This window comes from Polymorphobacter megasporae (genome assembly GCF_018982885.2).
Lineage (GTDB): Bacteria > Pseudomonadota > Alphaproteobacteria > Sphingomonadales > Sphingomonadaceae > Polymorphobacter_B > Polymorphobacter_B megasporae.
Map to the genome: position 1 here is coordinate 692,545 of NZ_CP081848.1, position 25,920 is coordinate 718,464.

The following is a 25,920-nucleotide window of genomic DNA, read 5'->3' on the forward strand; positions in this document are numbered from 1 at the left end:
CAAGCCGCCTGCGGCACTTGCCCGCTCGCGGCTCGCGCCTTCGTCTACCAGAATATGATCGATGCCGAGTGCTATGCTTGCGCCCGGGCACCCCGTGTTCTATATCACATCCATCTTCACATCGTCATGCTGCGAAGGTCGGCCGGGTCGCTCCGGACCGTCCCCTTCGCCGTATCGGCGAAATTTCAAGGGTTTTATCTGGCTACAGCCGCCGTCCTCGCCGAGTTGATCGGCCCGATCGCCACCGCGCAGGGGCTTGTCCTCGTGCGCGTTCAGATGAACGGGTCGAAGGCCGGGCAGACGTTGCAGGTGATGGCCGAGGACCCGGCGACCGGCCAGTTGACGCTCGAGCAATGCGAGACATTGAGCCGCGCGCTGTCCGACATGCTCGACGAGAAGGACCCGATCGAGGCCGAATACGCGCTCGAAGTATCATCGCCGGGCATCGACCGCCCGCTCACCCGGCTCGGCGATTATGCCAAATGGGCCGGGCACGATGTCCGGGTGAAATTCACCGAGAGCATCGACGGGCGCGCCCGGCTCCACGGCGCGATCGTCGGCGTGACCGGCGAGAATGTCGATTTCAACGTACCGACGGTTGGCCTGGTGACGGTGCCGTTTGCCGCGATCGAAAGCGCCAAGCTGGTGCTGACCAACAAATTGATCGCCGCCAGCCGCCCGCTCGATTTCGGCGATGCCGAGCAGATCGTCGAAGACCCGGCCGAATTTGCCGACAACGACAACACGCAGGATGAGGACTGACATGGCCCAAGCCGCCACCGCGACCAAAGGCGTCGCCGCCGTCACTGCCAACCGCGCCGAACTGATCGCGATCGCCGACGCCGTCGCGCGGGAGAAGTCGATCGACCGGATGATCGTCATCGAGGCGATGGAGGAGTCGATCCAGAAGGCCGCGCGTGCGCGTTACGGCGCCGAGAACGACATCCGTGCCAAGATCGATGCGAAGACCGGCGACCTGCGGCTGTGGCGCGTCCTCGAAGTCGTCGAAGCCCCCGAAGATTTCTTCAAGCAGATCAACCTGGTGGACGCCGCCAAGCTGCAGAAAAACCCGGCGCTCGGCGATTTCATCGTCGACCCGCTGCCCCCGATCGAATTCGGCCGTATCGCCGCGCAGGCGGCGAAGCAGGTCATCGTCCAGAAGGTCCGCGATGCCGAGCGCGACCGCCAGTACGAAGAATATAAGGACCGGGTGAACGAGATTATCACTGGCGTCGTCAAGCGCGCCGAATTCGGCCATGTCGTCGTCGACCTCGGCAAGGCCGAAGGCGTGATTCGCCGCGATCAGCAGATCCCCCGCGAAGTCCTCCGCGTCGGCGACCGCGTCCGCACGCTGATCCTGTCAGTCCGCCGCGAAATCCGTGGGCCGCAGATTTTCCTCAGCCGCGCTGCGGGTGAGTTCATGAAGAAGCTGTTCGCACAGGAAGTCCCCGAAATCTACGACGGCATCATCGAGATCAAGGCGGTCGCGCGCGACCCCGGCAGCCGCGCGAAGATCGGCGTGATCAGCCGCGACTCGTCGATCGACCCGGTCGGCGCGTGCGTCGGCATGAAGGGCAGCCGCGTTCAGGCGGTCGTCCAGGAGCTCCAGGGCGAGAAGATCGACATCATCCCGTGGTCGCCCGACGTCGCCACCTTCGTCGTCAACGCGCTCCAGCCGGCCGAAGTCAGCAAAGTCGTGATGGACGAGGAGGACAACCGCATCGACGTGGTCGTCCCCGACGACCAGTTGAGCCTCGCGATCGGCCGCCGCGGGCAGAACGTCCGCCTTGCCAGCGCGCTGACCGGACGCCAGATCGACATCATGACCGAGGCCGACGAGAGCGAGCGGCGCCAGAAGGAATTTGTCGAGAAGTCCGAGCTGTTCCAGACCGAACTCGACGTCGACGAGACGCTCGCGCAGCTGCTCGTTGCCGAAGGCTTCAGCGAGCTCGAGGAAGTTGCCTATGTCGACGTCGCCGAGTTGGCGGCGATCGAAGGCTTCGACGACGATCTCGCCGGTGAGCTTCAGCAGCGCGCGCAGGATGCACTCGACCGCAAGGAGTCCGCCGCCCGCGAGGAACGCCGTGGCCTTGGCGTCGAAGATGCCCTCGCCGCGATCGACGGCCTGACCGAGGCGATGCTCGTCGTTCTCGGCCATGCCGGGATCAAGACGATCGACGACCTCGGCGACCTCGCCAGTGACGAGCTGGTGGCGAAGCGCGACGGCATCCTCAAGACGTTTGGCCTGTCGGAAGACGAGGGCAACCGCATCATCATGGCGGCGCGCGCGCACTGGTTCGACGAAGAAGTGAAGCCGGAAGTAGCTGGGGAGGTCGCTAACGCGGATGTCCCAGAATGAAACCGGCATAGCGACCGACATCGACGTTCAGGGCCCGACCGGGAAACCGTCGGCCCCCGAGCGCAAGTGCATCCTGACGGGTGAGCACGGATCGCGCGATGCGTTGATCCGGCTTGCGCTCGACGACGCCGGCGGAGTTCACGCCGACCTCGCTGCGCGGGCGCCGGGACGCGGGGCGTGGCTGGCACCGAATCGCGCGCTGATCGCCACCGCCGCTGCCAAGGGCAAGCTGCGCGGCGTGCTGATGCGCGCATTCAAGACGACGAGCATCAACGTCCCCGACACCCTCGTGGAGACGATCGCGGCGGGGCTCGAACGCCGCGCGCTCGACCGGCTCGGGTTGGAAAACAAGGCCGGACACCTCATCTGGGGATCGGAGCGGATCGGCGATGCGTTGAGCGCAGGACGGGTCCGGCTTTTGCTCCACGCGAACGACGCCGCGCCCGACGGCATGGCGAAGCTCGACGGCAAGGCGAAGGGCGCACCGAACAGCGTCGTGTCGATCGTTTTGCCGGTCGGGCGCGAGATATTGTCCTTGGCGCTCGGTCGCGAGAATGTGGTACACGCCGCAGTCTGCGAGACGGCGGCGGCGGCGCGCGTGAGCGGTGCGGTTGCCCGCTGGCGCGCCTTCAACGGCTTGGATTTCAACGACATGGGGGCGAACGCCGCTCCCACTAAAGGCATCAGGGTAACGCATGAGTGACGACAACAAACCCAAGCTCGGCATGCGTGCCCCGCTCGGTCTGAACAAGACGGTCGAGATCGGCAAGGTCAAGCAGAGCTTCAGCCATGGCCGCTCGAAGTCGGTCGTGGTCGAGGTCAAGCGCGCGCGCGTCCTCCATCGTCCGGGTGAAGTCCGCGAGGAACCCGTCGTCGAGGCCCCCGCACCGGCGGCCGCACCCGTTCCCGCACAGGTAGCGCCCCCCGTCGCCACCCCGGTCGCGCCCGCCGCCCCCGTCGCGAAGGCCCCCGAGCCGACACCGGCCCCCGTTGCCGAGCCCGCCGCCGCACCGGCTCCGGTCGCGACGCCCGCCGTGGCAGCGCCGGTCGAGCCTGCGCCTGCGCCCGTCCCGGCGCGCCCGGTCGTGCCCCCGGTCATGTTCACCCCGGTCGAACGCGCGCCGATTCCGGTCCGCGCCGAGCCCGTTGCAACCCCGGCCCCGGCCCCGGTTGCGACCCCCGCGCCGGTTGCGGCAGCTCCCGCTGCTGCGGCGCCCGTAGCCCCAACGCCCACTCCAGCCCCGCCGGTCCGTTCGGCGCAGGCGACCCCGCGCGGTCCAGCACCGAATCGCGGCCGCCCGGCCCCGACTCCCGCTGCACCCGACCGGCTGACCGCGCAGGAGCGGCTCGCCGCGATGCTGCGCGAGGCCGAGGAACAGCGGATGCAGGCGCTCGAAGAAGCGCGCCGCCGCGAGGAGATCGAAAAGGCCGAGGCAATCGGCATGGAGAAGCTCCGCGCCGAGGAAAAGAAGAAGGCCGAGGAGGAAGCCGCGCTGCGTCCGCCCGAGGCGAAGGTTGCCGCTGGCCGTCTGCCCGGCACTATCACGCCGATCATCGACGAGGAAGAAGGCGGCAAGCGCGGCCTGCCGGCGCGTCCGTCGCGCGGTCGCGTCGACGACCGCCGCCAGGGCAAGCTCACCGTCACCCGCGCGCTCGACAGCGACGACAGCGTCCGCACCCGCAGCCTTGCCGCACTTCGCCGCGCGCGTGAGAAGCAGCATCGCGGCCACGGCGGCGGTGCCGGCCAGGCACGCCAGGTTCGCGACATCGTCGTGCCGGAGGAGATCACCGTCCAGGAGCTCGCCAACCGCATGGCCGAGCGTGGCAGCGACCTGCTCAAGGCGCTGAATCGTCTCGGCTCGCCGATGGCGATGACCGATGCGATGGACCAGGACCTCGCCGAGCTGCTGGTCGTCGAGTTCGGCCACAACATCGTTCGCGTGTCCGATTCCGACGTCGAAGTCGGCGTCATCGGCGCGGTCGACGTCGATACCGATCTCGAGCCGCGGCCCCCGGTCGTGACGATCATGGGCCATGTCGACCACGGCAAGACCAGCCTGCTCGACGCACTTCGCGGCACCGACGTCGTCGCGGGCGAGGCCGGTGGCATCACCCAGCACATCGGCGCGTATCAGGTGGCGTTGAAGGGCGGAGAAAAGGTCACCTTCCTCGACACGCCGGGCCATGAAGCCTTCACCGACATGCGCAAGCGCGGGGCGAACGTCACCGACATCGTCATCCTCGTGGTGGCGTGGGACGACGGGATCATGCCGCAGACGATCGAGGCGATCGCCCACACCAAGGCGGCGGGCGTGCCGATGATCGTCGCGATCAACAAGATGGACAAGCCCGGAGCCGATGCGCAGAAAATTCGCACCGCGCTGCTCCAGTACGATGTCCAGGTCGAGGAGTTGGGCGGCGACGTCCAGGATGTCGAGGTGTCGGCGACCAAGAAGACCGGGCTCGACGACCTGCTCGAGAAGGTCCTGCTCCAGGCCGAGGTGCTCGAACTCACCGCCAACCCGAACCGCGCCGCCGAGGCGACGGTGATCGAGGCGAAGCTCGACAAGGGCCGCGGCCCGCTCGCGACGGTACTCGTCAACCGCGGCACGCTCAAAGTCGGCGACGTCTTCGTCGTCGGTGCCGAGTGGGGCAAGGTTCGCGCGCTGCTCAACGACAAGGGCGTCCAGGTCAAGACTGCGGGGCCGTCGGTCCCGGTCGAGGTGCTCGGCCTGTCGGGCGTCCCGCGTGCGGGTGACCCGTTCAGCGTCATGGAGACCGAGGCACGCGCGAAGGAGGTTGCGGCGTATCGCGCCGGGCTCATCACCGCCGAACGCACCGTTGGTCCGCCGGCCGACCTTGCGCAGATGTTCAACGCGCTCCGCGAAGCCAAGGCGCAGCAGTATCCAATGGTCATCAAGGGCGATGTTCAGGGATCGGTCGAGGCGATCGTCAGCGCGGTCAACAAGATCTCGACCGACCTCATCAAGGTCAAGGTGCTGCATTCGGGGGTCGGCGGGATTACCGAGTCCGACGTCACGCTGGCGGCGGCATCGAAGGCGCCGATCATTGGCTTCAACGTCCGCGCCAACGCCAAGGCACGCGAATTCGCCCAGCGGGACGGCGTCGCGCTCAAATATTACGACGTCATCTATAATCTGATCGACGACGTGAAGGCGGCGATGGCAGGGCAGCTCGGTCCCGAGTTCCTCGAGAACGTCGTGGGCCGCGCGCAGGTGCTCGAAGTCTTCCAGGCGGGCAAGACCGGCAAGGCCGCTGGTGCGCGTGTCATCGAAGGCACGATCAAGCGCAACCTGCGGGCTCGCGTCATGCGCGACGATGTCGTCATCTATGTCGCCAACGTGTCGTCGCTGCGGCGCTTCAAGGAAGACGTCAACGAGGTCCGTTCGGGGCTTGAGTGCGGTATCGGCTTGGAGAACAACACCGACATCAAGCCGGGCGACATCATCGAGACGTACGAGATCGAAGAGCGCGAGCGTACACTTTAAAGCATAGGTGGCGGGTCGGGCCTTGTGCCCGGCCCGCAGCCTTGCGCGTCTCGCGACCGCCGCGGTTCAGGCGACCTTGCGCGACTCGCGCTTGTTGAGAAATACGATCGAGGATTGAACCGGGAGCGTGCGCACCTGGTTGTCGGTACACGCTTGCAGCGCATCGTCGGCGGTCAGCGCGCGCGACAGGAAGTGACCCTGGAGCTTCTGGACGCCGAGATCGCGGAGCAGGTCGTGCTGCGCCGCGCTTTCGACCATCTCGGCAGTCACCGGCGCGCCGATCGCCCGGCAAAGATGCAGCACGCCGACCAGCAGGTCATGCGCCGCCGGACTTTCGATCAACGACGCGATCAAGCTGCCGTCGAGTTTGATTCCGTCGAAGTGGATTTCGCGCAGGTAGCCGATCGAGGCATAGCCGGCGCCGAAATCGTCGAGCAGGATGCGGAGCCCGCCGCGCTGCAATGCCGATAGCGCGGCCCGTGCCGCGACGAAGTCGCTGAGCAGCGCGGTTTCGGTGACTTCGATCGACAGCCGCCCTGGCTCGAACTCAAGCTCGCTGACGATCGTCAGGATACGGCTGGCGATCGAGGGGGAGTTCAGTTCGGCGGCGCTTAGGTTGAACGACAGGCCGACGTCGGCCGGCCACGCCGACGCCGCCCGCAAGGCCATCGACAGCAAGTGCATCGTCATCTGGCTGGTGATGCCGGCCTGTTCGGCGAGCGGGATAAATTCGGCCGGCGGGATGACGCCGAGTTCGGGATGGGTCCAGCGTGCCAGCGCCTCGAACGCCATGATCCGGCCATTCGCCGCATCGACGATCGGCTGGTAATTGAGCGTGATGAGGTCGTTTTCAACAGGCGACGCAAGCGCCTGCTCGACCATGATCCGGCGTCGGGTCCGCGCCTCCATTTCCGGCTCGAAAGTATAGATGTCGGAACTATGCGCGCGTTTCGCCTCGTACATCGCGAGGTCGGCGCGATTGATCAACGACAGCGACGACGCGGCGCCCGACACATCATGCGCGAGACCGATCGATGCCCGCAGTCGAAAGACGTGGCCGCCGACGACGAACGGCTCGTCGAAGGCGTTCGCGATGCGGACGAGGCGCCGCTGCGCGTCATCCGGGCCGCCGACGTCGCGCAAAAGAACCGCGAACTCGTCGCCGCCCAGTCGCGCGATCACCGCGTCGCCCATGTCGAGCCGCTGGAAACGCTGCGCCGTTTCAACAAGCAGCTCGTCCCCGGTCCGGTGGCCATAGGTATCGTTGATGACCTTGAAGCCGTCGAGATCGACCATCCCGATCGCCAGCGCACGCGATGGCTGTACCGAGGAGGCCATTTTGAGGGCGTCGAGGAATGCCAGCCGATTGGCGAGGCCGGTCAGCGAATCGCGGTACGCGAGATCGCTGACTTTCATCTTTTCATACGCAATGTCGCTGCGCGTCTCGACCATCCGTCGGAGCTGCTGGTCCTGCCGGTAGATCATGCTGATGACGAGCGGCGACACGAGCAGGATGTTTGCCCCCATGCTCGCGAGCATCGTGTCGCCGGTCGACAGTAATGCGATCGACAGCGGAATCGTCCCAATGGCGACGACGATATACGCCGCCAGCGGCAGGCTCGACAGCGAGACCGCACAGCTGATCGTGCACAGCACGGCGAACAGCGAAACATACGCCTTGGTCGCACCGTCGCCATACGCCAGCATTGCGCCCCAGGCGCTGAGGATGATCGAAATGGCGAACGCCACCACCAGGGTCGCGGTCATCGACGAGCGCATCTGTGCCACCGTCAGCACGCGCGCCGCCGCTTGCGGCGACCAGAGGAGGATCACGCGCACGGCGATGACCCCGCAAACGACGATCGGCAAGATGTACGCAGCACTGCCGATTCGCGGGGCAGACACATAATCCAGAAACAATATGTTAATGAAGACCGCGAGGTACATCATCGGACGTTGCGGCAGCAGTGTCCGGTACTTCTCGCTCAGTAGATTGTCATCCGACTTCCAGTGAAACAGACTGTCGGTAAAGCGTTGGCGGAACATGGACGCAATCCCTGATACCGGTCCTCTTCGACTGGTCCGACCGCCGGTCCAGGGAGACTATCCTAGCGCGATCCAACGCGGCGGTCACCATGCGGATTGTACGGTATCATAACTTCGGCGGGTCGCATGCCCACTTCACCGTGGTGACCCTAGCGACCATTCGCGACGGGTCGATCACCATCGATAAAAGCAAACTTGACACTAATTTCGCCACCAGCGATGGTAGCGCTATCAATAAAAGAGCTTTGGGGATTATGGATCTGGGCATCACCGCGGACGCGCTGCCGAGCGATTGGCAGGCCGCCCGCCTCCTTGGTCGTATTGCGACCGCTGTCGGCCCGGTACCGATTCTTATCGCCGATGGGATCGTCTACGACATGACCGCCGCCGCTCCGACCGTGTCGATGCTGGTCGAGCAGCGCGTGTTGGACGAAACGCTCGGGACGAAGCTCGGAACCTTCGAGGCGCTGCACACAAGCCTCGACCTGCTCAGTCCGATCGACCTGCACTGCGTCAAGGCTGCCGGGGTGACCTTCGCCGTCTCCGCGCTCGAACGCGTGATCGAGGAAAGCGCACGCGGCGATCCGGGCGCGGCGGCAGCGGTCCGGTCGCGGCTCGAAGGTATCATCGGCGTCAGTCTCCAGCAGGTCGTCCCCGGATCGCCCGAGGCGGCGACGCTCAAGGACCGGCTGATCGCCGACGGCATGTGGTCGCAATATCTCGAAGTCGCGATCGGCCCCGACGCCGAAGTCTTCACCAAGGCGCAGATCCTGTCGACGGTCGGCTGGGGCGCCGAGATCGGCATCCGATCGGACTCGACGTGGAATAACCCCGAACCCGAAATCGTCATGATCGCCGATTCGAACGGCCATGCCATCGGCGCGACGCTCGGCAACGACGTCAACCTGCGCGACTTCGAGGGTCGTTCGGCGCTGCTGCTCGGCAAGGCGAAGGACAATAATGCATCGTGTTCGATCGGGCCGTTCATCCGCCTGTTTGATGACGCTTTCTCGCTCGACGACGTCCGCCGTGCCGAGGTCAATCTGCTGATCGAGGGAACCGACGGCTACACTCTGACCGCCACCAGCAGCATGAGCCAGATCAGCCGCGACCCGACGAACTTGCTCAAGCAGACGATGAGCGAGCATCAATATCCCGACGGCTTCGCGCTGTTCCTCGGCACGATGTTCGCGCCGACCAAGGACCGCGACGAGCCAGGGCGCGGCTTCACGCATAAGGTCGGCGACCGCGTCTCGATCTCGACGCCGACGCTCGGTCGCCTCGTCAACCGCGTGACGACATCGAATCTCGCGCCGCCGTGGACGTTTGGCATCAGCCAGCTGCTTCAGAACCTCGCCGGGCGCGGCCTCCTGTCGGGATCGGGGCATTGAGCACCGCCGCCTCAGAGACGCATGATTTGTCGCCAGCGCCTGCGGCTGGTCGCGCACGCTACCCGAGCCTTGCCGGGAAGCGCGTCGTCATTACCGGCGGCGGCAGCGGAATCGGCGAGGGACTGGTCGAGGCCTTCGTCGAACAGGGGGCCCGCGTCGCTTTCGTCGATATCGTCGACGGCCCGAGCCACGCGCTCGTCGAACGGCTGAGCGGCGACGCGGCGCATGTCCCGCTCTACCTGCGCTGCGACGTTACCGATATTGCCAGTCTCAAGACGACCTTGTCGGCGATCGAGGAGCAGCTCGGCGGGATCGACGTGCTGATCAACAACGCCGCGAGCGACGACCGACATTCGATCGCCGAGGTCACGCCCGACTATTGGGACGAGCGGATGGCAGTCAACCTCCGCCACCAGTTCTTCGCCGCGCAGGCAGTCGTCCCGGCGATGAAGCGCGCGGGCGGCGGGGTCATCCTCAACTTCGGGTCGATCAGCTGGCATCTCGCGCTCGCCGACCTCGTGCTCTACCAAACCGCGAAGGCGGCGGTCGAAGGGCTGACGCGCAGCCTCGCGCGCGACCTCGGGCGCTTCGATATCCGCGTCAACACGATCGTCCCGGGCAACGTCAAGACGCCGCGCCAGATGAAATGGTACACGCCGGAGGGCGAAGCCGAGATCGTCGCCGCGCAGTGTCTCGACGCACGGATCATGCCGGTCGACGTCGCCGCGCTGGTGCTCTTTCTAGCCTCCGACGATGCGCGCATGTGCACGAGCCACGATTATTTCGTCGACGCCGGCTGGCGCTGATGCCGTCGGGCCGCCCTGAACTGGCGTGCCGTGTCGGGGCGATGCTCGGCGAGGGCCCGGTCTGGGTAGAGCGCGAACAGGCTTTGTGGTTCGTTGATATCAAGGGTCACCAGGTCCACCGCTTCGATCCCGCCGACACCGCGCTTACCAGCTGGAGTGTCGCGGCGCAGCCGGGCTGGATCCTGCCGATCAGCGGCGGCGGCTTCGCGGTCGGCATGCAATGCGGCATCGAGCGCTTCGACCCCGCCGACGGCAGCTTCGCGCCGATCGTCGTCCCCGAAGCGCACCTCCCAGGCAATCGCCTCAACGACGCCACCACCGACGCGCACGGCCGCATCTGGTTTGGCTCGATGGACGATGCCGAAGCGGCGCTGAGCGGCGCGCTCTACACGCTCGACGCGCGCGGCGTCGTCCATAGTGGACTACCCGAAGTCGCGATCACCAACGGCCCGGCGTTCTCGCCCGACGGTCGCGTGCTGTATCACACCGACACGCTCGGCCGGACGATCCATGCGGTCGAGGTCAACGACGACCACAGCCTCGGCGCGGCTAAGACCTTCGTCGAGATCGAAGACGGGGCGGGCTATCCCGATGGCCCGGTCGTCGACAGCGCGGGAAACGTCTGGACCGGACTGTTCGGCGGATGGGCGGCACGCTGCTACGCGCCCGATGGCAGCCTGATCGAGACCGTGCGCCTGCCGACCGCGAATATCACCAAGATCGCGTTCGGTGGTGCCGACCTGAAAACCGCTTACGTCACGACCGCGCGCAAGGGCCTCGACGCTACGGCGCTCGCAACGCAGCCCGAAGCCGGCGACCTGTTCGCCTTCACAGTCGACGTGGCGGGGCTTCCGGCGACCGAAGCGATCGTCGCGCTGCACTGACATCGATCATAAATATAAAAACCTGAGGGGGTATCGTGGCAACCAAGACAATCGACCAAGTAAACGTCGCCTTTATCGCGCTGATCGTGGCGGTCGCGACGATCGGCGGATTCATGTTCGGCTACGATAGCGGCGTCATCAACGGCACGCAGGCCGGGCTGGAAAAAGCGTTCAACCTGTCGACGCTCGGCACCGGCTTCAACGTCGGCGCGATCCTGCTCGGCTGCGCCGCCGGCGCGTTCATCGCCGGGCGGCTCGCCGACCGGATCGGCCGCCGCACGGTGATGAAGATCGCGGCATTCCTGTTCATCATCAGCGCCTTGTGCGCCGGTGCCGCGACGTCGTCGCTGATGTTCATCCTCGCGCGCATCGTCGGCGGCCTCGGCGTCGGCGCGGCGAGCATCCTCGCGCCGGTCTACATCAGCGAGGTCGTGCCCGCAGCGGCGCGCGGCCGCCTGTCGAGCGTCCAACAGATCATGATCATCACCGGGCTCACCGGAGCGTTCGTCGCCAACTACGTCCTCGCGCATTCGGCGGGCGGGTCGCTCGGCACCTTGTGGTTCGACCAGCCGGCATGGCGCTGGATGTTCTGGCTCCAGGTCATCCCCGCGACGATCTACTTCGTCACGCTCCTGCTCATCCCCGAAAGCCCGCGCTACCTCGTCCTCAAGGGCCGCGACGCCGAAGCCGAAGTCGTGCTGGCACGGCTGTTAGGCCCGGAGGAAGCGCCGCACAAGGTCGCCGCAATCCGGTCGAGCCTCGCCACCGACCATCATCGGCCGTCGTTTTCGGACCTGCTCGACAAGACCACCGGCAAGATCCGGCCGATTGTCTGGGCCGGGATCGGGCTCGCGGTGTTCCAGCAGCTCGTCGGCATCAACATCGTCTTCTATTACGGCTCGGTGCTGTGGCAGTCGGTCGGCTTCAGCGAGAACGACGCGCTCAAGATCAATATTCTGTCGGGCAGCCTGTCGATCATCGCTTGTCTGTTCGCGATCCTCGTCATCGACAAGATCGGCCGCAAGCCGCTGCTGCTCGTCGGGTCGGCGGGCATGACGGTGGCGTTGACGATCCTAGCGGTGTGCTTCTCGACCGCGATCACGACCGGGGGGGCGCTCAAGATGAGCGACCAGACCGGGCTCATCGCGCTGGTTGCAGCGAACGCCTACGTCGTCTTCTTCAACCTGTCGTGGGGCCCCGTGATGTGGGTCATGCTCGGCGAGATGTTCCCCAACCAGATGCGCGGGTCGGCGCTAGCGGTATCGGGGCTCGCCCAATGGATGACGAACCTCGCGATCTCGGTCAGCTTCCCGTCGCTCGCGGCGGGGGTCGGCCTGCCGCTGACCTACGGCTTCTACGCGGCGAGCGCGCTCATCTCGTTCTTCTTCGTTCGCGCGCTGATCAAGGAGACGCGCGGTCGTGAGCTCGAGGACATGGTGGGCTGAGCGATTACGGGCCGAGGCGACGCCTCGGCCCGGTTGCGTCAGTGATTGTGGCGCGGGGTCGTCTTGGCGACCCGGCGGTATTTAACCGCCATCTCGAGGACAGCGCCGGTCGATAGCTGGCCGGTCTTTTCCCGATACAGCTCCTCCCACGGCGTGTGGCTCGCGGAAATCGGCGGCGGGGTTTCGGCGCGTCGTCGCGCGATCTCGGCGTCGTCGACCAGGGCATTGCACTCACCGGTGTTGGTATCGATGCGGATCGTGTCGCCGGTCGCGAGCCAGGCGAGGCCGCCGCCGACCGCACTTTCGGGCGAGGCATTGAGGATAGACGGGCTGTCCGACGTCCCCGACTGACGCCCGTCGCCGAGCGTCGGCAGCCAGGCAATTCCACGGCGGAGCAGCGCGTCGGGCGGCTGCATGTTGACGACTTCAGCCGACCCCGGCCAGCCGATCGGGCCGGCGCCGCGGATCACGAGGATGCAATTCTCGTCGATGTCCAGGGCCGGGTCGTTTATCCGGTGGTGGTAATCGTCGGACCCTTCGAAGACGATCGCGCGCGCCTCGAACACGCCTTCGGCACCCGGGCGGTTGAGGTAACGGGTGCGGAATTCCTCTGAGATCACGCTGAGGATCGCGAAGTCGAACAGATTGCCCGACAGCGCGAGGAAGCCCGCGCGCTCCTTGAGCGGTTCGTCGAAGGCGCGAATGACCTCGCGGTCATGGCTGTCGCGTCCGGCGATGTTGTCGCCGAGGCTGTTGCCGGTGACCGTCAGGCAGTCGGTGTCGAGGTGCCCGGCCGCGGCGAGTTCGCACAATATGGCGGGCACTCCGCCAGCGCGGTGAAAACGCTCGCCGAGGAAGCGGCCCGCGGGCTGGACGTCGGCGAGCAGCGGCAGGTCGTAGCCGAACGTCGTCCAGTCGTCCGGGGTCAGCTCGACGCCGGCGTGCCGCGCCATCGCCATAACATGCGGCTGGGCGTTCGAAGAGCCGCCGATCGCCGTGACGAGGCGGATCGCATTGAGGAAGCTCGCCCGAGTGAGAATCTTCGAGGGGCGCAGGTCGGCGTATGCCATCTCGACGATGCGGACGCCGGTCGCATACGCCATCTGTGCGCGCTCGCGGTAGGCGGCGGGGATGGCGGCGCATCCGGGCAGCGACAGGCCGAGCACCTCGGCGACGGCATTCATCGTCGACGCGGTCCCCATCGTGTTGCAGTGCCCGACCGAAGGCGCGCTGTCGCTCGCCAGGTCAATGAACTCGGTTTCGCTGATCTCGCCTGCCGCGAGCTTGCGCCGCGCGCGCCAGATGACCGTACCCGATCCGACCAGTTCGCCGTCGTGCCAGCCATCGAGCATCGGGCCGCCCGACAGAACGATAGCGGGGATATCGACGGTCGATGCCGCCATGATCCCCGACGGCGTGGTCTTGTCGCAGCCGGTCGTCAGGACAACGGCGTCGATCGGGTAGCCGTAAAGGATTTCGACGAGCGCAAGATAGGCGAGGTTGCGATCGAGCGCGGCGGTCGGGCGGCGGCAGTTCTCGAAGATCGGATGCGTCGGGAATTCCATCGGAATGCCGCCGGCGTCGCGGATGCCGTCGCGGGTGCGCTTCGCCAGTTCGAGATGGACCCGGTTGCACGGCGACAAGTCGCTGCCGCTTTGCGCGATGCCGATGATCGGACGGCCCGAGCGCAGTTCGGGGGCGGTGATCCCGTAATTCATGAAGCGCTCAAGATAGAGCGCCGCCATGTCGGAGCGGCCCGGCGCATCGAACCAGTCGCGCGAGCGAAACCGCCGCACCGGCTCCTTGTCCGGCGTCATGGGCGCGACACCATGATCGACGGGCGGCGGCGCGGCGCAGCGTCGGACTGGCGACGGATAAGCTTGAAGTCGAGTTGCAAGTGTTGCGGCTCCATCGGTTCGCCCGCGCGATACGCCCTGATTTCCTTGACGAGCAGTTCGACCGCGGCGAGCGACATGTCGGCGATCGGCTGGCGAATGGTCGTCAATTCGGGCCAGATCGTCGTCGCCAGCGCGGTGTCATCGAAGCCGCAGACGGTGAGGTCGCTCGGCACGTCGATGCCGTGGCGGTGCGCCACCGCGACGGTCGCCGCCGCCATGTCGTCGTTGCTCGCGAAGATCGCCGAGGGCGGGCCGTCGACGCCGATCAATTCTTCGGCGGCGTCGAGGCCCGAGCGATAGGTGAACAGCCCGTACTTGATCAGCGCGTCGGGAACGTCGAGCCCGGCGGCCGCCATGGCGTCGCGGAAGCCGGCGAGCCGCAACAGGCTCGACGGGTGCTCGCGATCGCCGACGATGAAGCCGATCCGCTGGTGGCCGAGCGAGATGATGTGCGCGGTCATCTCGTATGCTGCGCGATGGTCGTCGATGCTGAACGCCGAAAAGCCTGGCGCGGGGTGGCCGCTCGCGACCGTCACGCCGATTGCGTCGGCCGCGCGCAGGACCGACAGGACCTGCTCGGTGTCGCAGAGCGGCGGTGGCAGGACGAGGCCGTCGACGCCGCCTGCGAGCAGGTGGCGCGCGGCGGCCTCGGCCTGATCGCCGGTATCGCATTTCTCGATCACCAGCTGGATGTTGGCGCGGCTGGCATAGTCGAGCGTGCCGACAAGGAATTCGCTGAGATAGGCCGCGCTCGGGTTGCTGTAGAGCATGCCTATCTTGATCGGCTGCGCCCCGGCGAGGCTCTGCGCGGCGGGATTCGGCGAGTAATTCAGGTCGGCGATCGCGGCGTTGACCGTATCGCGGGTTGTTTGGCGAACGTTTGCCTCGCCGTTGATGACACGCGAAACCGTCATCGGCGAAACGCCGGCCTTGAGCGCGACATCGCTGATCGTTGTCGAACGGCGCTGCGGACGTCCCGGTGGTTTTGCCAAAGATCCTGCTCCCCCGATGTCGGTACGATGTTGCCTTGAGGTACGCAACGCACCCCTCGAAGGCCTCGCACCATCCACCTTTATGTTCGGCGTGCCAGCAGTCGTCGCGCGACGTCGATCGTACGATCGGATGCTGGTCAGGCCGGTCGACATTGACATGGTTTCGGCGATTGAAGCATGTTAGCGCTATCAAGAAAGGGTTGCGCTTCACGGGTCAAGCCCGGCGACGACCCGCGAGGGAGGATATATGCTTTTGCGTCCAATCCGGCGGCCAGTTCGCCTGCGATCAGGAGCGCGTCCGCGCACTGTCGGCCTCATTCTCGCTGCATCGCTCGCACTACCGGCGAATGCCGCTGTCGAGCGCCCGCTATACAAGGACGCGCACGCGCCAGTGGCGGCGCGGGTCGACGACCTTCTTGCCCGCATGACGCTCGCCGAAAAGGTTGCTCAGCTGGTCACAGTGTGGGAGGGCAAGGTCAAGCTGCTCGACACGCACCAGCGCCTCGATCCGGCAGCGCGCGCGATGCTGTATCCCGACGGTATTGGCGGCTTCGCGCGCCCGTCCGACGCCGCCGGGGCGGTGTCGCCGCGCGTCCTTGCCGGCCGCGATGTCCGGAGCACGATCGAACTTGTCAACGATCTCCAGCGCGACGCCTTGACCCACACCCGCCTCGGCATCCCCATCCTGTTCCATGAGGAGGGCCTGCACGGGTACGCCGCGCTCGGCGCGACGAGCTTCCCGGTACCGATCGCCCTGGCGTCGAGCTGGGACCCCGATCTGGTCCGGCGAACGAACGTCGTCACCGCGCGCGAAATGTCGGCGCGCGGCGTGACGCAAGCGCTTTCGCCGGTCGTCGACATCGCCCGCGACCCGCGCTGGGGGCGGATCGAGGAGACCTTCGGCGAGGACCCGTATCTCGTCGGCGAACTCGGCGTCGCCGCAATCGAGGGGCTCGAAGGCGTCGGCAAGCCGCAGATGCTCGCACCCGGCAAGGTCTTCGCGACGCTCAAGCACCTGACCGGGCACGGCCAGCCCGAGAGCGGCACCAATACCGGACCGGCGCCGATCTCCGAGCGCGAACTCCGCGAAAACTTTTTCCCGCCGTTCGAGCAGGCGATCGCGCGCGCCGGACCTGGGGCGGTGATGCCGTCGTACAACGAGATCGACGGCGTCCCTAGCCACGCGAGCAAGTGGCTGCTCCAGACCGTCCTGCGCGGCGAATGGGGCTTCACCGGCGCGATCGTCAGCGATTATTCGGCGATCGACCAGATCGCCGACCTCCACCACATCGCCCCCGACCATCAGGCTGCGGCGATTATCGCGCTCTCGGCCGGGGTCGACAGCGACCTGCCCGACGGCAACAGCTACAAAACCCTTGCTGCGTCGGTCGCGGCGAACCGCGTGCCGGTCGCGCTGATCGACGACGCGGTCCGCAAGATGCTCGAGATCAAGTTTCGCGCAGGCCTGTTCGAGCATCCGTACGCCGACGCCAAGGCTGCGGTCGCGGTCACCAACAGCGCCGATGCCCGCGCGCTCGCCAAGGTCGCGGCGGCGCGGTCGATAGTGCTACTCAAGAATGACGGGACGTTGCCGTTGGCGCTGTCGTCGCTTGGCGCTGCGGTTCCGGTCATCGCGGTGATCGGGCCGAACGCCGCGGTCGCCCGGCTTGGCGGCTATTACGGCCAGCCGCCGGTGACGGTGTCGCTGCTCGACGGGATCAAGGCGAAGGTCGGATCGCGCGTCAGGATCGTCACGTCGCTTGGGGTCAAGATCACCGAGAACGACGACTGGTGGGAGGACAAGGTCACCCTCGCCGACCCCGCCGAGAACGCCAAGCGAATTGCCGCCGCGGTCGACACCGCGCGCGGGGCCGACACGATCGTCCTCGCGATCGGCGACACCGAGCAGACCAGCCGCGAAGGCTGGGCCGACAACCACCTCGGCGACCGCGCCAGCATCGACCTCGTCGGCGAGCAGCAGGCGCTGTTCGACGCATTGAAGGCGCTCGGCAAGCCGATCGTCGTCGTGATGATCAATGGCCGCCCGCTCGCGATCAATCGCGTAGCCGAGCAGGCGAACGCAGTGATCGAGGGTTGGTATCTCGGCGAACAAGGCGGCACCGCGCTCGCCGACGCGTTGTTCGGCGACGTCAATCCCGGTGGCAAGCTGCCGGTGACGATCGCGCGCTCGGTCGGGCAGCTGCCGATGTTCTATAACTACAAGCCATCGGCGCACCGCGGCTATCTGTTCAGCGACAAGACCCCGTTGTTCCCGTTCGGCTTCGGCCTGAGCTACACCACCTTCGCGGTCGGCGAACCGCGGCTGTCGACGCCGACGATCCGGCCCGACGGCACGGTCGATGTCAGCGTCGAGGTCCGCAATACCGGCGCGCGCGCGGGCGACGAGGTCGTCCAGCTGTACGTCCATGACAAGGTCCCGTCGGTGACGCGCCCGGTCAAGGAACTGAAGGCGTTCGAGCGCGTGACGCTCCAGCCGGGCGAAGCGCGAACGGTCAAGTTCACCCTCGACCATCGCGCGTTCGAACTGTGGAACCTCGAGATGAAGCGCGTCGTCGAACCCGGCGAGTTCGAGATCATGGCGGGCAACAGCTCGGTCGCTTTGAAATCGGCGACGCTTACAATCGCGCGCTGAGGCAATGAGCCGGCGGCGGTTTCTCCCGGCGATCGCCGCCCTGATCGCCATCGGCGCGGCGAGCGCCCAGGCGCGTCCGTCGATCGCGGTCACCTTCGACGATCTCCCGGCGCACGGCCCGTTGCCGATCGGGACGACGCGCCTCGCCATCGTCGGGGACATCGTCGCCGCGCTCAAAGCCTCCCGGGTCGGCGAGGTCTACGGCTTCGTCAACGGCGTGCTGACCGAGCGTGAGAACGACATGCCGGTGCTGCAATTGTGGCGCGACGCGGGGCTGCCGATCGGCAACCACGGCTGGTCGCACCTCAATCTTGACGACGTTGGCGCACCGGTCGCGAGCGCCGACATCGTCCGCAACGAGTCACTGGTCGCCGCACTCGCCGGCACCACCGACTGGCACTGGTTCCGCTACCCGTATCTCGCCGAGGGTCGCGACCCGGCGACACGCCTCGCGCTGCGCCATGAGTTGATCGCGCGCGGCTACCGCATCGCCGCGGTGACGATGAGCTTCGACGACTATTTGTGGAATCCACCGTACGCGCGCTGCCTCGCGAACCACGACGCCGCAGCGATCACGCAGCTCGAAACGAGCTATCTTACCGCCGCCGCCAACGCCGCCGACGAGGCGCGCGCCAACGCAAAGGCATTGTACGGTCGCGACATCCCGTATGTCCTGCTGATGCACGCCGGCGCATTCGATGCGCGGATGCTGCCGCGCCTGCTTGCGCTTTACCGTCAGAAGAGTTTCGCCTTCACGACGCTGGGAAAGGCTGAGTCGGACCCTGCTTATGCGGCGGACATCGATCCGTCGCTGCCGCCGGTCGCCACGATCCGCGACCGCGTGTTAGCGGCCGGAAAGACACTGGCACCGCGGACCGACATCGCCCCGGTCCTCGCCGCAATGTGCCCGACACCGCCCAGCTGACGCCGGCTCACGCCGCCGCGCAATAGCGCGCGATGAAGGCATCGTGGGTGGGAGTCGCGGCGACCGTTGCGGCAATGCCCTTTTTGAGATCACCAAGCGCCTGCCCCAGCTCACCGGGCTTGAGCAATTCGGCGACGCGGTGCCAGTCGCGCGGCATGAGGCCTTGGCCGAGCATTACGGAAACCCATGAATCGACGCGGAATAGGTCCTCACCACCCTGATAGGCCATCGCCGATTCGCGGAACAAGGCGATCCGCTCGGCAAGCGAATCGGGAATCGGCATATCGCGGCAACGCCGCCAGAACGCCGTGTCGGCGCGCTCCGACTGTTTATAATGCAAGATCACGAAGTCGCGGACGCCCTGCCATTCGCGCGCGGACTGGGCGTTGTAGCGGTCGGCGAGCGCGGCGGTCGTCCCGGCGAACGGGAACAGCTGGATCAGCCGCGTCACCGCGACATGGATCAGATGGATGCTCGTCGATTCGAGCGGTTCGACGAACCCCGAGGCGAGCCCGAGCGCGATGCAGTTACGCGACCAGCTGCTCGTTCGCATCCCGGTCCGGTACCGGATCGGCCGCGGATCGAACAACGGCCGCCCGTCGATCGAGCCGAGCAGCCGCGCCACTGCTTCGTCCTCCGACAGGAAGTCGCTCGCATAGACGAGGCCGTTGCCGACGCGAGTCTGCAGCGGAATCTTCCACCGCCACCCCTCGCAGTGCGCGATCGCCCGCGTGTACGGCACCGCCGGCCCGGTGCTTTCGGTCTGCACCGCCAAAGCGCGATCGGTCGCAATCCATTCGCCCCAATCCTCGAATTTTACGCCGAGGGTCTCGCCGATCAACAGCGCCCGGAATCCGGTGCAGTCGATGAAGAGGTCGCCTTCGATCCGCTCGCCCGATTCGAGCTCGAGCGCGACGATCTCTCCGCTTTCGGCGTCGACCGGCACGCTGCGGATCTTGCCCTCGACCCGGCGGACGCCCGCAGCTTCGGCAAGCGAGCGGAGGAAGCGCGCGTAGCCTCCGGCATCAAGGTGATACGCATAGGCCAAGGGCGGCTTACCATCGCGCGTGAAGCGGCTGGCGAGCGCCGCGTTCTGCTCGAGCGAGAAATCACCATAGTCGGCGTTGGTCAGTCCCTGCCGTCGCGCCTCAAGCCAGAAATGCTGGAAGTCGCCCATCCACACCGAACGGCCGACCGATCCGAACGGGTGAAAATAGCGGGTGCCGTCATGTCCCCAGTTCTCGAACGATATCCCCAGTTTAAACGTCGCCTGCGACGCGCGCATGAAGGCGTCTTCATAGATGCCGAGCAATTCGTGGAAGCTGCGCGCGGTCGGGATCGTCGATTCGCCGACGCCGATCGTCCCGATCTCCTCCGATTCGACGAGCGTGACCGAGATCAACGGGCCGAGCTGCTTGACCAGCGCCGCGGCTGCGATCCACCCCGCCGTTCCGCCGCCCGCAATAACGACGCGCTCGACCCGTTTGCCCTGCATATCCGCCTCCCCATCGGTCCGCTTCACGAGACCTTCGCGCTTCCTCCGTCGATCTTGATCGATCGGCGAGAGCGATACGTCGAGCGTAGTGGATATAGACGCGTCGTGGGTAGCGCTATCGCCATACGACTTTTATCCCGCGCTGCGGCATTTCGAACGATTTGCATTTCCGCGCTTCAGGGTTCGTTAAACCGCGCTTTGAACCCGTATGCGATATTTTTACCACGCTTGGGATTGAATCAGAGCGTCAAAGTGCAGCTATGCGCAACGATCGCCATTCTCGATTGACACCTTCAACCGGTATGTTACCGCTCCCATCAAGAATAGCTGGCCACGCAATGCGCCGCTCTAGGGGGAGTTGATATGAATATCCGGATCTACGCGACTAATCTTGTTCGTTCGTCATCGACGATCGCAATCGCGGCATGTCTGACACTGCCGGCGCATCTATCCGCGCAAGCGACCAATGCCCCGTCGGCGGGTGCAGAAGCCACGAATGCTCAGCCTGGTCCCACGGTCGTCCCGGGCGTTGCTCCGGCGGCGGACGAAATCATCGTCACCGGCATCCGCGCCTCGCTCGAGCGGTCGATCGCGATCAAGCGCGAATCAACCGGCATCGTCGACGCAATTTCGTCCGAGGACATCGGCAAATTCCCCGACACCAACCTCGCCGAATCGCTCCAGCGCATCACCGGCGTCTCGATCAGCCGGCGCAGCGGTGAAGGCGCCGAAGTCACCGTTCGCGGTTTCGGGCCGCAGTATAACCTCGTCACGCTCAACGGCCGCCAGCTCGCCGCCACCTCGCAGCAGACCGTCGGCGGCGACGAAAGCGCCGACTTCTCGCGGAACACCAGCCGCTCGTTCGACTTCTCGAACCTTGCTGCGGAAGGCGTCAAGACGCTCGAAGTCTATAAGACCGGCCGCGCCGCAATCCCGTCGGGCGGCATCGGCGCAACCATCAACGTCGTCACCCGCACCCCGCTCGATGCCCGCGAAAGCGGCTTCACCGGGTCGATCGGCGGCAAGGCGACGTACGACATGAGCAGCGACGACTGTGTCAGCTGCGGCTCGCACGTCACGCCGGAATTTTCGGGCGTCGGCGGCTGGACCAACGAAGCCGGGACGTTCGGCGTTTCAGTGTTCGGCAGCTATCAGAAGCGCAACTTCAGCAACATCAGCGCAACGTCGAATGACTGGAATATCACGACCTATTCGCAGTTCATCGATCCCACGGCCGGTAACGTCAACGCCGCCACGAAGATCACCAACGCGCCGACCGACCCGAATTCGCTTGTCGCTCGCCCGAACGACCTGCGTTACCACTTCGGCGAAGGCACGCGCGAGCGGATCAACGGGCAGGGAACGATCGAGTTCAAGCCGAGCGACCGGCTCGACCTGAGCGTCGACGGCCTCTACGCGCAGAACATCCAGAAGGAGCGCCGGTCGGACCAGTCGAACTGGTTCAACCGTCCGTTCGACCAGGTCACCTTTGATACCGGCCACTCGGTCGCGACGACGACCTTCCTCCACGAGGTCATCTCGGGCGAGACCAAGGATGCCGGTTTCGAGCAGCAGTATCGCGCCCAGAAGGAAGCGCTGTACGACTTTGGTGCCAAGGCGAAGTGGGACGTCACCGATACCTTCCACCTCGTCCTCGATGGCCACATCGGCCAGTCGAAGAGCACGCCGGACAATCCCAACGGAATGAGTTCGACACTCGTGTCGATCAGCTCGCCGACGCTTGCCTCGCATTCGGTCGACTACAGCAACGGCTTCCCGGTCCAGACGGTCGTGTTTACCGATCCGGCGACGACGAGCGCGTCGCATCCGGTGATCAAGGGCAACGGCAACGGCATGCTCGATACCGGCGACCTCGGCAGCCAGGTCGCCCGTCAGGTCGCGACCAGCCTGTCGCAGGACATCAAGGAAGCCCGGCTCGATGCAGGCTGGGATATCGGCGGGGGCAGCCGGATCGATTTCGGAGGCGACTATCGCACGACCAAGACGCGTTCGACGCAGACGCAGTATCAGCAGACGCTCGGCGACTGGGGCAACATCCACCCGGGCGACGTGAACGTGATCGCACCCGGTCAGGTCCAGACGTTCTGCCTCGTCTGCCGCTTCGCCGACAACAACCCCCAGGCCACCGGACAGGGCTTGGTCGCGTTCCGGACCGAGGATCCGACCAAGCTCTACAATGCGCTGTCGAGCTATTACGCGGCGCATGGCAACCCGAGCACGATCAACGCCTTCGTAGACGATCGCGTCAAGGAAGACATCTGGGCGGCCTATGGCCAGTTCACCTGGAAGGGCGAAATCGGCGACCATGCGGCCAGCCTCGTCACCGGTGCGCGGTTCGAAAGCACGCGGGTCCGGTCGAATTCGCTCCAGGCGGTGCCGCTCGACATTCGCTGGCAGTCGGACAACGACTTCATCGTCGATGTCTCGCCCAACTATCAGCCGGTCGCTGCATCGGGTCGGTACAACAATCTGCTGCCGTCGATGGACTTCCAGTTCGAGATCAAGCGCAACCTGATCAGCCGCTTCTCGTTCAGCAAGACGATTTCACGCCCGAGCTACGGCAATCTGTTCGCATCGGGTTCGGCCGGCCAGCCGAACGACGCGACCGCAGTCGGCGGTCAGGCCACTGGAACGGCGAACGATGCCAACCTCCAGCCGCTGACCTCCGACAACTTCGACCTGTCGCTAGAATGGTACTTCAAGCCCGACAGCTATGTGTCGATCGGCTTCTTCGACAAGCGGGTGCACAACTTTATCGGTAACTCCGTCGTCAAGAAGAACCTGTTCGGACTTCGCGATCCGAGCTCGGGCGCTGCCGGCAGCCGCTCAGGCACTGCGAAAGCCGCACTGACGACGATTGGTGCCGATGTTACCGACGTCAACCTGTTCACCTACACCGCGCTGCTCCAGCAGAACAACGGCAACGCCGCTGCGGCCAACGCGGCCTTCCTCGCTAACTACAACGTCGGGGCGCGGGCGCTCAACCAGGCGTTCGTCGACCAGATCATCGGTGCCGTCGACATTGTCGCCGATCCCAACGACCCGCTGTTCCAGTTCAACGTCAATACACCGGTCAACAATAAGGACGCCGAAGTCTATGGCGTCGAGGTTGCTGGTCAGTATTTCTTCGGCAACAGTGGTATCGGCGTCGCAGCGGCGTACACCCTCGTTCGCGGCAACGTCGGTATCAACGTTGCGGCGGATCCCAGCGTCGACCAGTTCGCGCTGCTCGGCCTGAGCGATACCTTCAATGCGACGTTAATCTACGACAAGAACGGTGTTTCGGCCCGGTTGAGCTACAACTGGCGGGATCGGTACCTGTCGGGTCTGAACCGCGATGCCTCGCACAACCCCGAGTTCACCGCGCCTTACGGTCAGCTCGACTTTAACCTGAGCTACGACATCACCCCGCACATCGCGGTGTCGCTCGAAGCGATCAACCTCAACAAGGAAGGCGTGAAGACCTACGCTCGCTCGCCGAACGAAATCTGGCTCGTCCAGGAAGGCCAGCGCCGCTTCCTGCTGGGTGCCCGCTACCGCTTCTAACGGCCAAAGTGACGGGGTCGCGAGCAATCGCGGCCCCGCGCGCTTTGCATCAAGTTGTGCAAAAGCAGCTTCCGGGTCATTCTTCGGACCTGGCGTCGGCGAGCGACCCATCGGAGAGATTGCCGTCGCAATGACCACGACGACCAGCCCAACCAACGCCCCCGGCCCCATGACCAACATCGTCAGGCTCAACAACATCGATCACGCCGGGCTTCGGGTGATCACCGCGCGTGGTGCCGAGCGGGGCGATGCGGTCAACCAGATCCCCGTCTTCCCGACCGAGTTCGAGGCGGTCCAGCGCGATTTTCCGATCGTCCTTCACCGCACGCCCGACGGGGCTTGGGAAGCGCTCGCGCTGCTCGGACTCGACCGCGACGAAAATCTGTTTCTCGACGGCGACCGCTGGATCGCACGCTACATCCCCGCCCTGCTCGACCGCGGCCCATTTTCGATCGGGGTTCATACCGGACCGGATGGTCAGCGCGAGCCAATGGTCCATATCGATCTCGCCCACCAGCGGATCGTGCGCGACGGCAGCGTCACGCCAGCGGGGGAGCCATTATTTCTGCCGCACGGTGGAAACGCCCCGTACCTCGAGCGGATGCAGGATATCCTCCAGGTCATACATACCGGCTATCTCGCACAGTCCGCGATGTTCGGGGCGCTGGCCGACGCGGGGCTGATCGAGCCGGTCCGCATCGAGATCCAGCTCGACGAGACGTTGCGCTACGATCTCGTCGACTTCCATACGATCGGCATCGAGGCGCTCGCCCGGCTCAGCGGCGCGGCGCTTGAAAGCCTGCACCGTCAGGGTCTCCTCGCCGCCGCCGTGCACATCGCCTCGTCGCTCGGCAACGTGTCGCGGCTGATCGCGCTCAAGAATGCCAAGCGAGCCGGATGATCACGATCGCCCGCCGTACCCGCGTTGTCGAGGCATCGACGCTTGAGGGCGATGGCATCGACGCGCTGCTGGCGTCGCCTGATCCGTCAATTGTGAGGGGACTGGCCGAGGCATGGCCGCTCGTCCACCGCGGCAGGGAGTCGGCGGGTGCTGCGATCGATTATCTGTCGACCTTCGCCGGACCGGCGCAGGTTGTCGGCTACACCGGCGCGTCGTCGATCGGAGGGCGGTTCTTTTACAACGCCGCGCTCGACGGCTTCAACTTCGCCCGAGAGCGAACCGGTCTAGGGGACTACCTCAACCGTATTCGCATGCACCTCGACGATCCCGAGGCACCGTCGATGTACATCGGCTCAACCGACATCGCCGCCTATCTTCCGGGTTTCGGCAACGACAACCCGCTGCCGTTTGCCAGCGCGACGCTCGACGCCCACGAGCCGATGGCGAGCATCTGGATCGGCAATCGGACGATCGCGTCGGCGCATTGGGACATGTCGAACAACATCGCCGTCTGCGCGGCGGGACGGCGGCGCTTTACCCTGTTCCCGCCCGACCAGGCGGCAAACCTCTACCCCGGGCCAATCGAGCCGACCCCCGGGGGCCAGATCGTCAGCATGGTCGACTTCGACGCCCCCGACTTCGACCAGCAGCCCGGCTTTCGCGACGCACTGGCAGCGGCGCAGGTCGCCGACCTCGGGCCGGGCGATGTGCTGATCTACCCGGCATTGTGGTGGCATCAGGTCGAGGCGCTCGACCCCTTCAACGTGCTGGTCAATTACTGGTGGAACGACGCCCAGCCGTTCATGGACAATCCGATGACGACGTTGCTCCATGCGATGTTGTCACTGCGCAACCGCCCGCTCGCTGAGAAACAGGCGTGGAAGTCGTTGTTCGACTATTATGTTTTCGGCCCGGCGGAGCTGGCGCGTGCCCACTTGCCGCCGCACGTACAAGGGCCGCTCGCCGAGCCCGATGACCGCGAAGCTCGCCGCTTGCGCGCACAAATTCTCCAGCGGATCAGCCGCTGAGGGCACACGACCGATCGAACG

Annotated in this window: 17 protein-coding genes; 13 read left to right on the forward strand and 4 right to left on the reverse strand. The window is 65.7% G+C overall.

Annotated features, from left to right (window positions below; all coding sequences use genetic code 11):
• Positions 1 to 198 precede the first annotated feature (198 nt).
• Genes KTC28_RS03280 through infB form a run of 4 tightly spaced genes read left to right on the forward strand, consistent with a single transcriptional unit; the run spans position 199 to position 5,868 of the window.
• Entirely contained in the window at positions 199 to 762 is a 564-nt protein-coding gene (locus KTC28_RS03280; RefSeq protein ID WP_216709811.1) for an LSm family protein, read from the forward strand.
• A gap of 1 nt (position 763) precedes the next feature.
• Entirely contained in the window at positions 764 to 2,359 is a 1,596-nt protein-coding gene (gene nusA, locus KTC28_RS03285; protein WP_216709713.1) for a transcription termination factor NusA, read from the forward strand.
• Positions 2,346 to 3,062 carry a DUF448 domain-containing protein gene (locus KTC28_RS03290; RefSeq protein WP_216709714.1) on the forward strand — a complete coding sequence of 239 codons (717 nt, stop codon included), beginning with the start codon at positions 2,346 to 2,348 and terminating at the stop codon, positions 3,060 to 3,062. The genes nusA and KTC28_RS03290 overlap by 14 nt, the downstream gene beginning before the upstream one ends.
• Complete coding sequence (gene infB / locus KTC28_RS03295; RefSeq protein ID WP_216709715.1) at positions 3,055 to 5,868, forward strand: translation initiation factor IF-2; 2,814 nt, start codon at positions 3,055 to 3,057, stop codon at positions 5,866 to 5,868. The genes KTC28_RS03290 and infB overlap by 8 nt, the downstream gene beginning before the upstream one ends.
• Before the next feature lie 66 nt (positions 5,869 to 5,934).
• Here infB and KTC28_RS03300 read toward each other — a convergent pair whose 3' ends face one another.
• Positions 5,935 to 7,914, reverse strand: coding sequence for a putative bifunctional diguanylate cyclase/phosphodiesterase (locus KTC28_RS03300; protein WP_216709716.1), 1,980 nt, complete (start codon positions 7,912 to 7,914; stop codon positions 5,935 to 5,937).
• Between the two features lie 254 nt (positions 7,915 to 8,168).
• Here KTC28_RS03300 and KTC28_RS03305 point away from each other — a divergent pair, with 254 nt between their 5' ends.
• Genes KTC28_RS03305 through KTC28_RS03320 form a run of 4 tightly spaced genes read left to right on the forward strand, consistent with a single transcriptional unit; the run spans position 8,169 to position 12,440 of the window.
• Positions 8,169 to 9,305, forward strand: a complete 1,137-nt coding sequence (locus KTC28_RS03305) for a fumarylacetoacetate hydrolase family protein (protein WP_216709717.1) — start codon at positions 8,169 to 8,171, stop codon at positions 9,303 to 9,305.
• Positions 9,302 to 10,111 carry a D-xylose 1-dehydrogenase gene (gene xylB, locus KTC28_RS03310; RefSeq protein ID WP_304610485.1) on the forward strand — a complete coding sequence of 270 codons (810 nt, stop codon included), beginning with the start codon at positions 9,302 to 9,304 and terminating at the stop codon, positions 10,109 to 10,111. The genes KTC28_RS03305 and xylB overlap by 4 nt, the downstream gene beginning before the upstream one ends.
• Positions 10,111 to 10,995 carry an SMP-30/gluconolactonase/LRE family protein gene (locus KTC28_RS03315; protein ID WP_216709718.1) on the forward strand — a complete coding sequence of 295 codons (885 nt, stop codon included), beginning with the start codon at positions 10,111 to 10,113 and terminating at the stop codon, positions 10,993 to 10,995. The genes xylB and KTC28_RS03315 overlap by 1 nt, the downstream gene beginning before the upstream one ends.
• 35 nt (positions 10,996 to 11,030) lie before the next feature.
• The gene (locus KTC28_RS03320) at positions 11,031 to 12,440 is read left to right on the forward strand and encodes a sugar porter family MFS transporter (protein WP_216709719.1); all 1,410 of its coding nucleotides are present in this window, start codon (positions 11,031 to 11,033) and stop codon (positions 12,438 to 12,440) included.
• Between the two features lie 38 nt (positions 12,441 to 12,478).
• On the opposite strand, the gene KTC28_RS03325 is transcribed toward KTC28_RS03320, so the two are convergent.
• On the reverse strand, positions 12,479 to 14,257 hold the full coding sequence (locus KTC28_RS03325) for an IlvD/Edd family dehydratase (RefSeq protein ID WP_216709720.1): 1,779 nt from the start codon (positions 14,255 to 14,257) through the stop codon (positions 12,479 to 12,481).
• The gene (locus KTC28_RS03330; protein ID WP_255602405.1) at positions 14,254 to 15,252 is read right to left on the reverse strand and encodes a LacI family DNA-binding transcriptional regulator; all 999 of its coding nucleotides are present in this window, start codon (positions 15,250 to 15,252) and stop codon (positions 14,254 to 14,256) included. The genes KTC28_RS03325 and KTC28_RS03330 overlap by 4 nt, the downstream gene beginning before the upstream one ends.
• Positions 15,253 to 15,577: 325 nt before the next feature.
• On the opposite strand from KTC28_RS03330, the gene KTC28_RS03335 reads away from it, so the two are divergent.
• Positions 15,578 to 17,983, forward strand: a complete 2,406-nt coding sequence (locus tag KTC28_RS03335; RefSeq protein WP_216709721.1) for a glycoside hydrolase family 3 N-terminal domain-containing protein — start codon at positions 15,578 to 15,580, stop codon at positions 17,981 to 17,983.
• 4 nt (positions 17,984 to 17,987) lie between these two features.
• The gene (locus KTC28_RS03340; protein WP_216709722.1) at positions 17,988 to 18,908 is read left to right on the forward strand and encodes a polysaccharide deacetylase family protein; all 921 of its coding nucleotides are present in this window, start codon (positions 17,988 to 17,990) and stop codon (positions 18,906 to 18,908) included.
• A 7-nt stretch (positions 18,909 to 18,915) separates the two neighbouring features.
• Here KTC28_RS03340 and KTC28_RS03345 read toward each other — a convergent pair whose 3' ends face one another.
• Positions 18,916 to 20,403, reverse strand: a complete 1,488-nt coding sequence (locus KTC28_RS03345; protein ID WP_216709814.1) for a tryptophan halogenase family protein — start codon at positions 20,401 to 20,403, stop codon at positions 18,916 to 18,918.
• Positions 20,404 to 20,766: 363 nt separating this feature from the next.
• On the opposite strand from KTC28_RS03345, the gene KTC28_RS03350 reads away from it, so the two are divergent.
• The 3 genes from KTC28_RS03350 to KTC28_RS03360 all read left to right on the forward strand — a co-directional run bounded on the left by KTC28_RS03350 (position 20,767) and on the right by KTC28_RS03360 (position 25,899).
• On the forward strand, positions 20,767 to 23,970 hold the full coding sequence (locus KTC28_RS03350) for a TonB-dependent receptor (protein WP_216709723.1): 3,204 nt from the start codon (positions 20,767 to 20,769) through the stop codon (positions 23,968 to 23,970).
• 130 nt (positions 23,971 to 24,100) lie between these two features.
• Positions 24,101 to 24,871 (forward strand): SapC family protein, encoded by a 771-nt coding sequence (locus KTC28_RS03355; RefSeq protein ID WP_255602231.1) that lies wholly within the window; start codon positions 24,101 to 24,103, stop codon positions 24,869 to 24,871.
• Positions 24,868 to 25,899 (forward strand): cupin-like domain-containing protein, encoded by a 1,032-nt coding sequence (locus KTC28_RS03360; protein WP_216709724.1) that lies wholly within the window; start codon positions 24,868 to 24,870, stop codon positions 25,897 to 25,899. The genes KTC28_RS03355 and KTC28_RS03360 overlap by 4 nt, the downstream gene beginning before the upstream one ends.
• The last annotated feature ends 21 nt before the right edge of the window (positions 25,900 to 25,920 follow it).